Origin of the sequence: Micromonospora deserti (assembly GCF_003236335.1) — a bacterium.
GTDB lineage: Bacteria > Actinomycetota > Actinomycetes > Mycobacteriales > Micromonosporaceae > Micromonospora > Micromonospora deserti.
Genome location: NZ_POUB01000011.1, coordinates 1 through 14,147, shown reverse-complemented (window position 1 = coordinate 14,147; position 14,147 = coordinate 1). Strand labels below are relative to the sequence as shown.

Annotated in this window: 10 protein-coding genes and 1 pseudogene; 6 read left to right on the top strand and 5 right to left on the bottom strand. The window is 71.4% G+C overall.

Going from position 1 to position 14,147, the window contains the following annotated elements; all coding sequences use genetic code 11:
* Positions 1-106: 106 nt before the first annotated feature.
* Entirely contained in the window at positions 107-1,567 is a 1,461-nt protein-coding gene (locus C1I99_RS03255; RefSeq protein WP_111132665.1) for a CCA tRNA nucleotidyltransferase, read from the top strand.
* A gap of 115 nt (positions 1,568-1,682) precedes the next feature.
* Here the strand turns inward: C1I99_RS03255 and C1I99_RS03250 are convergent, their stop codons facing one another.
* Positions 1,683-3,191: a flotillin family protein gene (locus C1I99_RS03250; protein ID WP_111132664.1), complete on the bottom strand. Its 1,509-nt coding sequence runs from the start codon at positions 3,189-3,191 to the stop codon at positions 1,683-1,685.
* 29 nt (positions 3,192-3,220) lie between these two features.
* Positions 3,221-3,761: pseudogene (locus C1I99_RS03245) on the bottom strand (NfeD C-terminal domain-containing protein).
* Between the two features lie 121 nt (positions 3,762-3,882).
* Here C1I99_RS03245 and C1I99_RS03240 point away from each other — a divergent pair.
* Positions 3,883-4,290 (top strand): hypothetical protein, encoded by a 408-nt coding sequence (locus tag C1I99_RS03240; protein ID WP_111132663.1) that lies wholly within the window; start codon positions 3,883-3,885, stop codon positions 4,288-4,290.
* A 76-nt stretch (positions 4,291-4,366) separates the two neighbouring features.
* Complete coding sequence (locus C1I99_RS03235; RefSeq protein ID WP_111132662.1) at positions 4,367-4,855, top strand: methylated-DNA--[protein]-cysteine S-methyltransferase; 489 nt, start codon at positions 4,367-4,369, stop codon at positions 4,853-4,855.
* 116 nt (positions 4,856-4,971) lie between these two features.
* Here the strand turns inward: C1I99_RS03235 and C1I99_RS03230 are convergent, their stop codons facing one another.
* Both C1I99_RS03230 and C1I99_RS03225 read right to left on the bottom strand, forming a co-directional pair.
* Positions 4,972-6,051 carry an inositol-3-phosphate synthase gene (locus tag C1I99_RS03230; RefSeq protein WP_111132661.1) on the bottom strand — a complete coding sequence of 360 codons (1,080 nt, stop codon included), beginning with the start codon at positions 6,049-6,051 and terminating at the stop codon, positions 4,972-4,974.
* Between the two features lie 23 nt (positions 6,052-6,074).
* Complete coding sequence (locus tag C1I99_RS03225) at positions 6,075-6,713, bottom strand: PadR family transcriptional regulator (RefSeq protein ID WP_111132660.1); 639 nt, start codon at positions 6,711-6,713, stop codon at positions 6,075-6,077.
* A 174-nt stretch (positions 6,714-6,887) separates the two neighbouring features.
* Between C1I99_RS03225 and C1I99_RS03220 the strand changes: the two genes are divergently transcribed.
* The 3 genes from C1I99_RS03220 to C1I99_RS03210 all read left to right on the top strand — a co-directional run bounded on the left by C1I99_RS03220 (position 6,888) and on the right by C1I99_RS03210 (position 11,979).
* Complete coding sequence (locus C1I99_RS03220) at positions 6,888-7,343, top strand: DUF5318 domain-containing protein (RefSeq protein ID WP_111132659.1); 456 nt, start codon at positions 6,888-6,890, stop codon at positions 7,341-7,343.
* Positions 7,344-7,540: 197 nt separating this feature from the next.
* On the top strand, positions 7,541-10,363 hold the full coding sequence (locus C1I99_RS03215; RefSeq protein ID WP_111132658.1) for a transglycosylase domain-containing protein: 2,823 nt from the start codon (positions 7,541-7,543) through the stop codon (positions 10,361-10,363).
* Positions 10,364-10,476: 113 nt separating this feature from the next.
* Positions 10,477-11,979: a glycosyltransferase family 87 protein gene (locus tag C1I99_RS03210; protein ID WP_111132657.1), complete on the top strand. Its 1,503-nt coding sequence runs from the start codon at positions 10,477-10,479 to the stop codon at positions 11,977-11,979.
* Between the two features lie 46 nt (positions 11,980-12,025).
* Here the strand turns inward: C1I99_RS03210 and C1I99_RS03205 are convergent, their stop codons facing one another.
* Positions 12,026-14,116 carry a putative glycosyltransferase family protein gene (locus tag C1I99_RS03205; protein ID WP_233512298.1) on the bottom strand — a complete coding sequence of 697 codons (2,091 nt, stop codon included), beginning with the start codon at positions 14,114-14,116 and terminating at the stop codon, positions 12,026-12,028.
* Positions 14,117-14,147 lie beyond the last annotated feature (31 nt).

The window sequence follows — 14,147 nt, the reverse complement described above, 5'->3', positions numbered from 1 at the left end:
GGAGCCGGGATCCCGGCCCCGCACGAGGAAGACCTTAGTCAACCGTCACCCGTTACCCGCGCCCGGCGGACTGGATGCGGGCCCGGCCCGATAGGCTGGCGATCCCATGTCCGAAGCCTCCGCTCCCCACGCCGCCGATCGCCGCGACCTCACCGCCGCGCAGCGCAACGCCGTCGCCGAACTGCTCCGGGTCTCCCCGGTGGCCGACGAGCTCGGTCGCCGGTTCGCGCGGGCCGGTCACGAGCTGCACCTGGTGGGTGGTTCGGTCCGGGACGCCCTGCTCGGCCGGCTCGGCGAGGATCTCGACTTCTGCACCGACGCGCACCCGGACCAGACGCTGCGCATCGTCCGCGGCTGGGCCGAGTCGATCTGGGAGACCGGTCGGGAGTTCGGCACCATCGGGGTTCAGCGTGACGGTCTGCGCCTGGAGGTCACCACCTTCCGGGCAGAGGTGTACGACCAGATCAGCCGGAACCCGGTGGTGCGGTACGGCACCAGCCTCACCGAGGACCTGAAACGGCGGGACTTCACCATCAACGCGATGGCGGTGAGCCTGCCCGAGCACCGGTTCACCGACCCGCACGGCGGGTTGGACGACCTCGCGGCGAAGATCATCCGTACCCCCGCCCCGCCCCACGAGTCGTTCCGCGACGACCCGCTGCGGATGCTGCGCGCCGCCCGGTTCGCCGCGCAGCTGCGCTTCGCGGTGCACGCGGACGCGCACACGGCGATGACCCGGATGGCCGCCGACCTGGACCGGATCACCGCCGAGCGGATCCGCGACGAGTTCACCAAGCTGCTCTGCGGCGCCGACCCGGTGACCGGGCTCCGGCTGCTGGTGGACACCGGGCTGGCCGAGCGCTTTCTACCGGAGCTGACCGGGCTCAAGCTGGAGATCGACGAGCACGCCCAGCACAAGGACGTCTACGAGCACACCCTCACCGTGGTCAGCAACGCGCTCCGCTTCGAGGAGGACGGCTGCGACTTCGTCCTCCGGATGGCCGCCCTGATGCACGACATCGGCAAGCCGGCGACCAAGGCGGTCGGCCCGGACGGCCGGGTCAGCTTCCACCACCACGAGGTGGTGGGCGCGCGATTGACCAAGGCCCGGATGAAGGCGCTGCGCTACCCGAAGGAGGTGACCGCCAAGGTCACCGCGTTGGTCGCGCTGCACCTGCGGTTCTACGGCTACGGCCGGGGCGAGTGGACCGACTCCGCGGTACGCCGCTACGTGGCCGACGCCGGTGACCTGCTGCCCCGGCTGCACAAGCTCACCCGCTCGGACTGCACCACCCGCAACCGGCGCAAGGCGGCCCAGCTCGCGGCCGACTACGACGCGCTGGAGGAGCGGATCGCCCGGATCGCCGCCGAGGAGGACCTGGCCCGGGTCCGGCCCGACCTGGACGGCAACGCCATCATGGAGCTGCTCGGCGTACCGCCGGGGCCGGTGGTCGGGCGGGCCTGGAAGCACCTCAAGGAGTTGCGCCTGGAGCGCGGCCCGCTGGACCGCGACGAGGCCGAGGCCGAGCTGCTGCGCTGGGCGCGCGAGCAGGGCGTCGTCGAGTAGCCCGGCGCCCCGCCGCGCGGGGCAGAGCCGGCGGCCCGGCCCCAATTCGGCAACCGGAGGTCCAGCGCGACCGCCGGGCACCGCCCCCGTGCGGGGAGCGGCACCCGGTCGCCGGTCAGCGTGCCTCGACCGCGTCCGGCACCTGCGGCCTGCCGTTCGCCGCCGAGCCGGCGCCGAGCCGGGCGAGCAGGCCGGCCAGGTCGATCCCGGTCAGGTCGCTGCCGAGCTGGAGCCCCTGGGCCACGTTGCCGGCCACCGACTTCGTCAGCGACGACGCGCCGTCGGTGGAGATCACCGTCATCTTGTCGATCGCGCCGATCGGGGCGCTGGCCGCCTCGACCACCTGCGGCAGCACCTTGACCAGCAGGTCCAGCACGGCCGCCTCGCCGTACGCGGCGAACGCCTCGGCCTTGCGGGCCATCGCCTCCGCCTCGGCCTGCCCCCGGGCCAGGATGGCCGCGGCCTCGGCCTGACCCTCCCGCTCGACCGCCTCGGCGATCGCGCTGCGGCGGCGCTGCTCGGCCTCACCCTCCTTGGCACCCTCGATCGCGTTCGCCTCGGCCAGCGCGGCCCGGCGGGCCCGCTCCCCCTCACCGGTGAGCCGGGCCTGCTCGGCGGCGGCCTGGGCGGCGGCGATGACGGCCTGCCGCTGGGCGTCGGCGCTGAGCACCGCCGCGTTACGGGCGGCCTCGGCCTCCTGCTCCACCTTGTAGCGGGCCGCGTCGGCCGGCTTGCGTACCTCGGTGTCGAGCTGGCGCTGCTTGAGCTCCGCGTTGCGCTCGGCCACCTTCTGCTGCTCGGAGAGGATCGCCTGGTCCCGCTCGGCCTGGGCGAGCGGCCCGGCCGCGGCCGACTTCGCCTTCGCCGCGTCGATCTCCGCCTGGATCGCGGCCTGCTTGAGCGACAGGTTGCGGTTGGCCTCGGCGATCGCCTCCTCGGCGAGCAGCCGTTCCTGCTCGGCCTGCTGCCGGGCCCGCGCCTCGGCGATCGCCGCGTCCTTGAGCACCCGGGCCGCCTCCGGCCGGCCGAGGTCCTGCAGGTAGCTGCCCTCGGCCAGGATGTCCTGGAGCTGGAAGGTGTCCAGCACCAGGCCCTGGTTGGTCATCGAGTGCTCGGCCTCCTCAGCCACCGCACTGGCGAACGCGGCCCGGTCGCGGATCACCTCCTCGACGGTGAGCCGGCCGACGATCGAGCGCAGCGCGCCCGCGAGCACCTCCCGGGTGAAGTCCTCGATCTCGTCCTGCTGGTGCAGGAAGCGCTGGGCGGCGGCGCGGATCGCGTCCTCGGTGCCGCCGACCTTGACGATCGCGACGCCGTGCAGCTCGGTGCGGATGCCCTGCTTGCTCACCGCGCCCTTGATGCCGACGTCGATCCGCCGGCTGGACAGGTCGAGCGACTGGAGCTTCTGCACCACCGGCAGGACGAAGACCGAGGCGCCGAGCACCACCTTCTGGCCGGACATGTCGGTGGACCGCCCGCCGTCGGCGGTCTGGGTGGTCCGGCCCTTGCGGCCGGTCACGATGAACGCCTCGTTCGGCCCGGCGACCTTGATCCGGGAGAGCACGAAGAACACGAGGACGAGGACGAGGAGAGCCGCGCCACCGATGGCGATGACAAGGGGCATGTGGGATCCGTCTCTGCGCGAAAGGGGGTTCAGTAGGTTTCGACGTGGACGCTGGTTTCGCTGAGCGCCTCGACCACGAAGATCTGGGCACCCACCGGGATGGGGTGGTCGGCGCGGGCGTTGAGCTTCACCGGCGCGCCGGCGACGCGTACCCGGACCTCGCCGTAGCCGCCGGCCGGCACCGGGCTGACCACCAGGCCGAGCGCGCCGACCAGGTCGTGGCGGGTGGGGGTGGGGGTCGGTGCGCATGTCGCGGGCCGCCCGGCTGAGCCGGGCCGCGACCCACGCGGTGGGCACCGCCGCGACGACCCCGCCGGCCACGGCGGCGGCGATCATGCCGGACGTACGACCACCGAGCAGCTCGTTGACGATCGCGGCGCCGAAGCCGAACGCCCCGGTGAACCCGGCGATCGCCTCGATCCGGACCGGCCCGTCCACGTCCGGGTGACCGAAGTGGAGGACTTCGGTGCCGAGCAGGGCGAGCGCCAGCACCGCGACGCCCGCTCCGCCGATGATGAGGAAGATCAGTGTCCCCGTGGCCACGTCCGGCACGGTATCGATGCCCCGCAACCGGAGGCCGGTGCGACGGGCTCACGCCGCCCGGCGGTTTCCGGGGCGCCGGCGAATCTAGCTATTGACAAGATTCTCGATCGGAGCCAATCTTGACATCGACTAGACGGAGGTGTGGCCCATGTCCTCGGCAACCCTGACCACCGCCGGAATCCTGCTGATCACGGTGGTCACGATCGCGTACGGCGGGCTGACCCTGCTCACGCATCTCGCCCGGCGCAAGGCCGGCTACCTCGACAACCCGGTGCGCCGCGGTCTCTGGACCGCCGGGCACGCCCACGCCGGGGTACTGGTCATCCTCGCGCTGGTCCTGCTGCCCTACATCGACCAGGCTGAAACCTCGGACGGCATCCGCGCGCTGATCCGCACGCTGCTGGTCGCCGCGCCGATCCTGATGCCGCTCGGCTTCTTCCTCTCGGTGGCCCGCCCGCAGGACACCCGGCCCAACATGCTGATCTGGCTCACCGTCGCCGGTGGGGTCAGCCTGAGCGCCGGCACCCTGCTGCTCGGCTTCCTCCTGCTGCTCTGAGAGCCGGCCGGGTCGGCGGCGCCGCCGGGACGTACCGGCCGGCCAGGATGTCGCACCGGGCGGTGAGAATGGGCGGATGCGCTGGACCGTGCTCGACTCGCCGATCGGCGAGTTCTCCGTGGCCACCGACGACGGCGGCGTGTGCGGGGCCCACTTCGGCCGGGTCGAGGGGGCGGTCACAGCGCCGGCGGACGAGCTGTCCCGGCGTGTGGTCGCCGAGCTGCGGGCGTACTTCGCCGGGGAGCTGACCGAGTTCGCCGTGCCGGTGTCGGTGCGGCGCGGCTCCGACTTCGAGCGGGCGGTCTGGCGGGAGATGACCCTCATCCCGTACGCGGGGATGCTGACCTACGGCGAGGTGGCCCGGCAGCTCGGCGATCCGGGTGCGGCCCGGGCGGTCGGGGTGGCCTGCAACCGCAACCCGGTCCCGGTCATCGTGCCGTGTCACCGGATCGTCGGTGCCGGCAGCAAGCTGATCGGCTTCGGCGGCGGCCTGGACCGCAAGCGGTTCCTGCTCGAACTGGAGGCCCGGGTCGACTTCGAGCGGTCGCTGCTCGGGCTGGGCTAAAGCCGGGGGCGGGACGGGCCGTCGTGCCGCCGGTCCGCGTACCCCAGGTCTCGCCGCCACACCGCGAGGGCCGGGTCCGCACGGACCCGGCCCTCGCGGTGCTGCTGGTCAGCGCGTCAGCGCTCGACCTCACCGGCGATGAACGCCTCGACGGCGGCGTGCGCCTCGTGATCGGCGTACTGCACTGGCGGGGACTTCATGAAGTACGACGAGGCCGACAGGATCGGGCCACCGATCTTCCGGTCCAGCGCGATCTTCGCGGCCCGGACGGCGTCGATGATGACGCCGGCCGAGTTCGGCGAGTCCCACACCTCGAGCTTGAGCTCGGCGTTGAGCGGGGCGTCACCGAAGGAGCGACCCTCCAGACGGATGTACGCCCACTTGCGGTCGTCCAGCCACGGCACGTGGTCCGACGGGCCGATGTGCACGTCGCTCTTGGTCATCTCGTGCGGGATCTGGGAGGTCACCGACTGGGTCTTCGAGATCTTCTTCGAGACCAGGCGGTTGCGCTCCAGCATGTTCATGAAGTCCATGTTGCCGCCGAAGTTGAGCTGGTACGTGCGCAGCAGCTCGACCCCGCGGTCCTCGAAGAGCTTCGCCAGCGCGCGGTGCACGATGGTGGCCCCGACCTGGCTCTTGATGTCGTCACCGACGATCGGCAGGCCCGCGTCGGTGAACTTCTGCGCCCACTCGGGGTCGGAGGCGATGAAGACCGGCAGGGCGTTCACGAACGCGCAGCCAGCGTCGATCGCGGCCTGCGCGTAGAACTTGTCGGCCTGCTCGGAGCCCACCGGCAGGTACGAGACGACCACGTCAACCTGCGCGTCGCGCAGCGCCTTGGCCACGTCGACCGGCTCGACGTCCGACTCCTCGATGATCTCCCGGTAGTACTGGCCGAGACCGTCGAAGGTCGGGCCGCGCTGCACGGTGACACCGGTCGGCGGTACGTCGCAGAGCTTGATGGTGTTGTTCTCGCTGGCGACGATCGCCTCGGCGAGGTCCATGCCCACCTTCTTGGCGTCCACGTCGAACGCCGCGACGAACTGCACGTCGGAGACGTGGTAGTCGCCGAAGGTGACGTGCATGAGACCCGGGACCCGGTCGTTCGGGTCGGCGTTCCGGTAGTACTCGACGCCCTGCACGAGGGACGAGGCGCAGTTACCCACACCGACGATGGCGACGCGGACGGAGCCCATAGCGTCTGCCTCCTTCTTCTTCATCACGGCCGCTCTTTCCTGGACTCTCCAGGTGGAGGCGGGCTGGTCTCTTCTCGTCGGCCGCCGGCCGTCCCGCGCTGCGGGACCGTCGGGGCACGGCCGGAGCGCTCGTTGGCGATGAGCTCCTCCAGCCAGCGGACCTCGCGCTCACAGGCCTCCAGCCCGTGGCGCTGCAGTTCCAGGGTGTACGCGTCGAGGCGCTCAGCCGCCCGGGCGAGCACGTCGCGTAGCCCTTCGCGGCGCTCCTCGATCTTGCGTCGGCGACCCTCCAGGATGCGCAGTCGGGTCGCCTGGTCGGTCCGGGCGAAGAACGCGAAGTGCACTCCGAAGCCCGTGTCGTCGTACGTCTCGGGCCCGGCCTGTGCGATCAGTTGAGCGAAGCGTTCCTTGCCCTCCGCGGTTATCTTGTAGACCACCCGACCTCGTCGGCTGGTCAGCGCGGGAACCTCCTCGGCGGTGGCGGGTGTCTCGGCGGCCTCGGTGATCCATCCCGCCGCCTGCAACCGGCGCAGGGTCGGGTAGAGCGAGCCGTAACTGATCGCCGCCCGGATCGCGCCGAGCTTGGCGGTCAGCTCCTTGCGCAGCTCGTAGCCGTGCATCGGAGCCTCCTGCAGCAGGCCGAGGATGGCGAGTTCGAGCACTGGCCACCCTTCCTTTACCCTGTGCGCGGAGTGCTAACCGCCGCGATGTATCGGACCGATACATCGCACGCTAGCGGATCACCGTGGCCAGGGCAAACCCCCAATTCGAGGTTCTGTCGTCACGGATTGTCACCGCGGTCGCCCCGTCGGACGAGACCGCGTACCCTTCTCCGCATGCGTACGCAGCGCCAGGTCGTCGACTACTCGCTCCAGAAGCGAGCGGTGCTGCGTGAACTCCTCGCCGGCCGGGTCGGCACGTACGACGTCTGCGACGCGTCGCCGTACCTGAAGAACGCTGCTCGCTTCCACGGCGAGCCGACGGACCAGCGGTGCCCGATCTGCCGGAGCGAGAACCTGACCCACGTCCACTACATTTACGGGGACGAACTCAAGCAGTCCGCCGGTCAGGCCCGCACGCTGGCGGAGTTGCCCGTGCTCGCGATGACGCTGCGTGAGTTCCAGGTCTTCGTGGTGGAGGTGTGCCTCGGTTGTGACTGGAACCATCTCGTCGAGCAGTACCTGCTCGGCCGGGACGGGTTGGCCGCGGGCACGGAGAGCGGGCCGGAACAGGGCGCGGTCGCCTCGGCCGCCGGTCCGGCCCATCGACGGAGGCGAGAGGCACAACAGTGATCTTCGCTCGATCGGCCGGGCCCGGCCGCCACGTGCGCGCCCGGGCTGACCGACGACTCGTTGGTCTGATTGGCCCGATTGATTCGCAACTGACACCGGTGATCCGGCACGGGCGTGCCGCGGTGGCGGGTGTCTCAACTCACGGCAACCGGGTGGCGGCGCAGCCGCGCCCCACCGCGACCGGCAGGGTGTGAGGAATGAACTCGTACGGCGATCCCAGTTCCCCCCGTGGCCGGGCCCAGATCCCGGGCCACCACGGCGACTCCGGCGGTGACCCGCGCGGGGGCGGCTGGTCAGCTGCACAGGACGGTACGGCACCGGGCCGCGCCTCGGTCACACCCCGGGCCGCCGGCGGGCGGGCCTCGGTCGGCGGGTCGGCATCCGTACCCCCGCGCGGTGGCGCCAACTCCGGTTCGGCCTCGGTGGGCTCCGCCTCGGTCGGCCGCCCCGGCCGCGCCTCGGTCCCGGTCTCCCCGGCGCCGGGCGCGGCGTCCGGTCGGGCGGGTGCCGGCCGGGCCTCGGTCCCGGTCTCCCCGGCGCCCGGCGGGCCGGCCGGCCGGGCCGCGGTCGGCGCCGCGTCGGCTGGCAGGGCGAGCGTCGGGTCGGCCGCCGTCGGCGGCGTCGCCGGCCGGGCCTCGGCCCGGGCGAGCGTCTCCCCGGTCTCCGGCGGCCCGGGCGGGCCCGGCGGGCCGACGGGTCCCGGTCGCGGTCGGCGGGGCGCGGGTGACCCCGGCGCCTCCACGCGGGCGCGGAAGCGTAGACGGATGAACATCCTGATCGCCGGCTTCGCGGTGTTCATCATGCTCGCCGGCATCGGCGTGGTCGGCTTCACCTACTACTCGACCAACGTGGTGCTGCCGGAGGATACGGCGCCGCCGCAGGCCACCACCCTCTACGCGTTCGACAACAAGACGATCATCGCGAAGGTGGGTGAGCAGAACCGCACCCTGGTCACCATCGACCAGATCCCGCAGCACGTGCGCGACGCGGTCGCCGCCGCCGAGGACCGGAACTTCTACAAGCACTCCGGTGTGGACTACAAGGGCATCGCCCGGGCCGCCTGGAACAACCTCAGCGGTGGTGACAAGCAGGGCGCCTCGACGATCACCCAGCAGTACGCCCGCAACGCCTACGACAACCTGAAGGACGACACGTACGCCCGGAAGGTCAAGGAGGCGATCCTCGCCTCCAAGCTCAACGACAAGTACACCAAAGAGCAGATCATGCAGTACTACCTGAACGTGATCTACTTTGGTCGCGGGGCGTACGGCATCGAGGCGGCGGCGCAGACCTATTTCGGCAAGCCGGCGAAGAACCTGACCGTCGCCGAGGGGGCGGTGCTCGCCGCGCTGATCAAGCAGCCGGTGCCGAGCGCAACCCACAAGGGGTACGACCCGGCGGTCAACCCGACGTACGCGAAGCAGCGCTGGGACTACGTGATCAACGGGATGGTCGCCGAGGGCTGGCTGGACGCCCCCAACCGTCCGCAGCGGCCGACCGAGTACCCGAAGAACATCAAGAGCACCAAGAACGGTGGCGTGGGTGTCGACTTCGGGGTGAACACGCCGTACGGCAACGTGATCAACTACGTCAAGGCGGAGATGCGGGACCAGGGGCTCTGCGTCGACAACGAGGCCGACGTCACGGTGAACAAGCTGCTCTGCTCGCAGGCGCTGATGGAGGGTGGCTACCGGATCCGCACCACCATCGATACCAAGATCCAGAAGGCGGCCGTCGACACGGCGCAGCGCAAGACGAAGGGGTCCGAGCTGGCCAGGCAGCCGCCGAACCTGATGGCCGCCGTGGTGTCGATCGACCCGAGGAACGGACGGGTCCTCGCCTACTACGGCGGTGACAACGGCACCGGCACCGACTACGCCGGCAAGAACACCGACTCCAACGGGAACATCACGGGCGGCCACTCGCCGGGCTCGAGCTTCAAGATCTACACCTTGGCGGCGGCGCTCAAGGAGGGCAAAGCCCTGGAGTCGCGGTGGAAGGGCCGGGCGTTCACCCCGGAGGGCACCAAGTTCAAGGTCAGCAACGCCGGCGTCGACAACCCGTCCTGCGGCGACTCCTGCACCCTGACGGTCTCCACGTTGAAGTCGCTGAACGTGCCGTTCTACCACGTCACGCAGGAGATCGGCCCGGACAAGGTCGTCGACATGGCGGCGAAGGCCGGCATCACCACCATGTGGCGGACGGACACCAACCCGCCCAAGCCGTACGACCTGACCAAGACCGACCCGAAGAAGATCGCGCCGAGTCCGTTCTTCCACGTGGTCGGCTACGGCCAGTACCCGGTCACCGTGCTCGACCACGCCAACGGTGTGGCCACCTTCGCCAACCAGGGTGTCTACAACAGGGCCCACTTCCTCTACTCCGTGGAGAAGCAGGACGAGGTCACCGGCAAGTGGAAGAAGATCGGCGGCGAGAAGCTCAAGCCGGAGCGCCGCATCGACAAGGACGTCGTGGCCGACGTGACCTCGGTGCTGGAGCGGTACCCGGCCCAGGTCAACCACCGCCTCGAGGACGGCCGGAAGGCGGCCTCCAAGACGGGTACCTGGGAGCAGAAGCCCGACAGCCCGGAGAACGGTGACGCCTGGATGATCGGCTACACCCCGCAGCTCGCCACCGCCGTCTGGGTGGGCAACCTGAAGGATCGCAAGCCGCTCAAGCTGAAGGACGGCCGACGGGTCAGCGGCGGTAACCTCCCGGGCGACATCTGGGAGCGGTTCATGGAGCAGGCGCTGAAGGGCAAGGAGAAGCTAGACTTCCCACCCGCCGCGAACATTGGCGATCCCAACACCGGCAACGGCGAGGCTCCGCCCCCGCCTCCGACGCCGACCCAGCCGAACTGCGATCCGCTCGGCCTGTTCTGCGACAACAACGGGAACGGCAACGGCAACGGCAACGGCAACAACCAGGGCCCGACCGGGCCGACCGACCCACGGCCGGGTGGGGACGGCGGTGGGGGTCTGCTCCCGTCGGTCAGCCCCCGTACGGCAGAGGACGACTGAGTTCAGGTGGTGCCCACGGCGGCCGGACACTGTCCGGCCGCCGTCGGCGTTCCGCGGGCCGCTCGGCGCGCAGTCCTCGTGGGCGGAGCCGATGTAGGGCAGGATGCCTCTCCATGAGCACCCAGTCGACGCCAGGTATCGACGACGGCACCGCCACCGACCACCCCTCCCGCTCGGACGGGTTCGTGCGTGGGATGTCCGGCCTCATCGGCGGGCCGCTCGGTGACCACGCGGTGGCGCTGGACCGGCCCGCCGGGCGGGAGCGGCGGTTCTGGACGGCCACCCGGATCGTCCTCGCCCTGGTCTGCCTGACGCTCGCGCTGCACTGGGTGCAGAAGTCGCCCTGCCAGGACGGCGCCTGGCAGAACAACGTGCAGTACACCCGGTTCTGCTACACCGATGTGCTGGCGCTGTACTACGCCGAGCGGCTCAACGAGGGCGCCGTCCCCTACCGGGACCACCCGGTCGAGTACCCGGTGCTGACCGGATACTTCATGGGCGCCCTGGGCCTGCCGGTGCACGCGCTGGGCGACGGCAACCCGGACCTCAACCAGGGAATGTGGTTCTACAACCTGAACGCCCTGGTGCTCGGCGCGCTGGCGGTCGCCACCGTGGCGGTGATCCTCGCCCTGCGCCGTCGACGACCCTGGGACGCCGCGCTGTTCGCGCTCGCCCCCGCGCTGCTGCTCACCGCCACCGTCAACTGGGATCTGCTCGCCATCGGACTGGCCGCGTTCGGCCTGCTCGCCTGGGCCCGGAGCCGCCCCGCCCTGGCCGGCGTCCTGCTCGGGCTCGCCGGGGCGGCGAAGATGTGGCCGCTGTTCCTCCTCGGCCCCATCCTGGTGCTGGCGCTGCGCGCCGGACGGCTCCGGGCCGCCCTCACCGCCCTCGGCACGGCCCTGGTGTCCCTGGTCGTGGTGAACCTGCCCGCCGCCGTGCCGTACCGGGAGAACTGGGACCGGTTCTTCGAGCTGAACACCACCCGGGCGATCGACTGGGGCACCCTCTGGTACATCGGGCGCTACCTGGACGGGAAGGCCGGGGGCGCCGACCCCGCCGACCTCGGGCCATTCGAGTGGCTCAACGCCAACATCCCCGCGCTGAACGCCCTGTCGTACGCCCTGTTCGGGGTGGCCTGTCTCGGGGTGGCCGTGCTGGCCCTGCTGGCGCCGCGCCGGCCCCGGCTTGCCCAACTCGCGTTCCTGGTGGTCGCCGCGTTCCTGATCTTCAGCAAGGTCTGGTCGCAACAGTTCGTGCTCTGGCTGCTGCCGTTGGTCGTGCTGGCCCGGCCCAAGTGGGGCGCGTTCCTGGCCTGGCAGCTGGCCGAGGTCTGCTACTTCGCCGCCTTCTACGGCGAGCTGCTCGGCGCGTCGACCAGCCGGCCCGTCTTCCCGGAGGGCGTCTTCGTGCTGGCCGCCACGCTGCGCCTGACCACCGTCGTGGTGCTCTGCGTGCTGGTCGTCCGGGAGATCCTGCGCCCGGAGGAGGACGCGGTGCGGGCCACGTACGCCGACGACCCGGACGGCGGGGTCCTGGACGGCGCGTCGGATGCGCCCTGGTTCGACCGGTGGCGACGACGACCGGCCGAGCGCACGCCCGACCCGGCCATCGCCTAGACCGCACGTCCGAGACGGCCCCCGCAAGCCCCACCGCCATGCCGGCTCAAAGCCGGTAGACCACCACGTCGCCGATCTCCTCCCGGGTGATGCCGAGCCCGTCCACCGGCACGTCGATGGTGATCTCCCACGGGGTGCCGGCGACCTGGTCGCGCATCAGCAGCACGTTGCGGACCCCGAGGGTGCGTAGGTAGTCCACGCTGGTCTGGTCGGGGAAGGAGATCGACACCCGCCGTACGTCGTCGAGCTGGCGTGGGGTGAAGCCGCTGCCCCCGTTGACCACGTCCTGGAAATGCGTGGTCGACCAGAGCATCACCGGCTGGTCGAGGTTCTGGCTGCTCGGCAGCACCAGCATCGGCCCGTCCACCGTCCGCATCGCGGCGGGCTGGAGCGGCACCACCGGGTGCGGCGTGGTGTTCAGCCCTTCGACGATGACCAGCAGCAGCGGCAGCAGGGTGGCCGCCCGCAGCCACGGGCTCGGCCAGGAGGGGATCCGCTCGGCGGAGATCTCGCGTACCCGGGCGGCGAAGGCGCTGACCGCGCCGGCTGCGAGCAGCCCGAGCAGCAGCGTCGTCCAGAGCATCAACCGGCCCGGGGTGCGCAGGCCGTTCCACCCGGGCAGATGCTCGAAGAGCGGCACGTAGGTGAAGGTGCCGTCGAAGAAGCGGGTGCCCATGGCCAGCACCATCGTCACCACCACCCCGGCGAGCAGCAGCAGCCGGTGGCGCACCTTCCAGACGGAGAAGAACAGCCCGCCGGCGGCGAGCGCGTACAGCACGAAGCCGGGTAGCAGGGTCATCTCCGGGTGCCACGGCAGCACCGCGCGCGCCCCCTCGTGCAGGCCACCCCAGATCCACGACTCGGCGGGCGCGGTGAGGAAGCCGCTCGCCGGGGGCGAGAAGATGGCGATGTCGCCGATGGACCGCTCCGCCTGGGGGTGCAGCTCCGCCACCTTGAAGTACGGGATGGCCAGCAGCAGCCCGACCCCGGCGAAGAGCGCCCCGCCGACCAGGTCCGCCACGAGCAGCCGGCTCCCGAACGGGCGTTTCACCGGCCGCACCACCCAGCGTCGCAGGAACCAGGTGACGGCCGCGACCACCACCGTCCCACCGATGACGTACGCGAACGGCAGCCCGATGCCGAAGCCGAGGCTGAGCTGCCAAGCCGCGACCAGCCAGCCGGTGTAGACCCAGCCGTCGTGGCGGCGCTCGGGGCGGTAGCCGTGGCGCAGCGACCAACCGTGTCCGCGGGCCAGCATGGCCAGCGCCAACGGGATGCCGCCGTTGGAGACCACGTGCAGGTGCCCGGCCTGGGCCAGCAGCCAGGGGGCGTACGCGTAGCTCACCCCGGCCACCGCGGCCCCGGTCCGGCCCGCGCCCAGCTGACGGGCCAGCGCGTACGCCCCGAGCGTGGCGAGCGCGTGCGCCAGCACGAACATGATGTTGTAGCGCAGCACGGCGGCCTCGGGCCCGGTGCCGATCATGCCGGCCGGGGCGTACCCGAGGAGGGTGTCGGAGAAGGCGAAGCTCCAGCTCTCGGGAAAGAAGGCGTTGGAGTGCCACAGCTGCGCCGGGTTGGTCAGCAGGATGTGCCCCGACCAGGCCATCTGCCAGGCTTGCAGGCTCGGGTCCCAGTAGTCCTGCGGCAGCGTGTGCCGCGGGTAGCGCAGCGTTGGCCAGGTCAGCAGCACGGCCAGCGCCAGCGCACCGAGGGTCGCCAGCGTCCACTCGTGGATCAGCACGCGGCCGACCGCCCGGGCGAACCGCCGAGGCCGGGTCGGCACCGGCTCGGGGGCGGGCGCGAACGCGGCCCACCGGTCCGGCCGGCCCTCCTCCGTCCCGGCGTCGTCCTTGTCGGCGGTGCCCTTCTCGCCGCCCCCGGTGCCGGTGTCGCCCTTGGTGGTGTCGCCCGTGGCGGTCTGGCCCTCGGTGATGCCGCCCTTGGCGGCCCTGTCCGGTCGGGTCTCGTCCTTGCCGGCCTTGTCCGGACGGGCTTTGTCCTTGCCTGCCTTGTCCTGGCTGGCCTTGCCTGCCTCGTCCTGGCTGGCCTTGTCCTTGCCCGCCTTCTCCGTGCCACGGTCGCGGGGCTTCCCGCTACGTGTGGCCTCGGAATCGGCCCGGGTGGCGTCGCCGGCCACGGCCGGTGCGGGGTCGGCGGAGGCCGCGGGG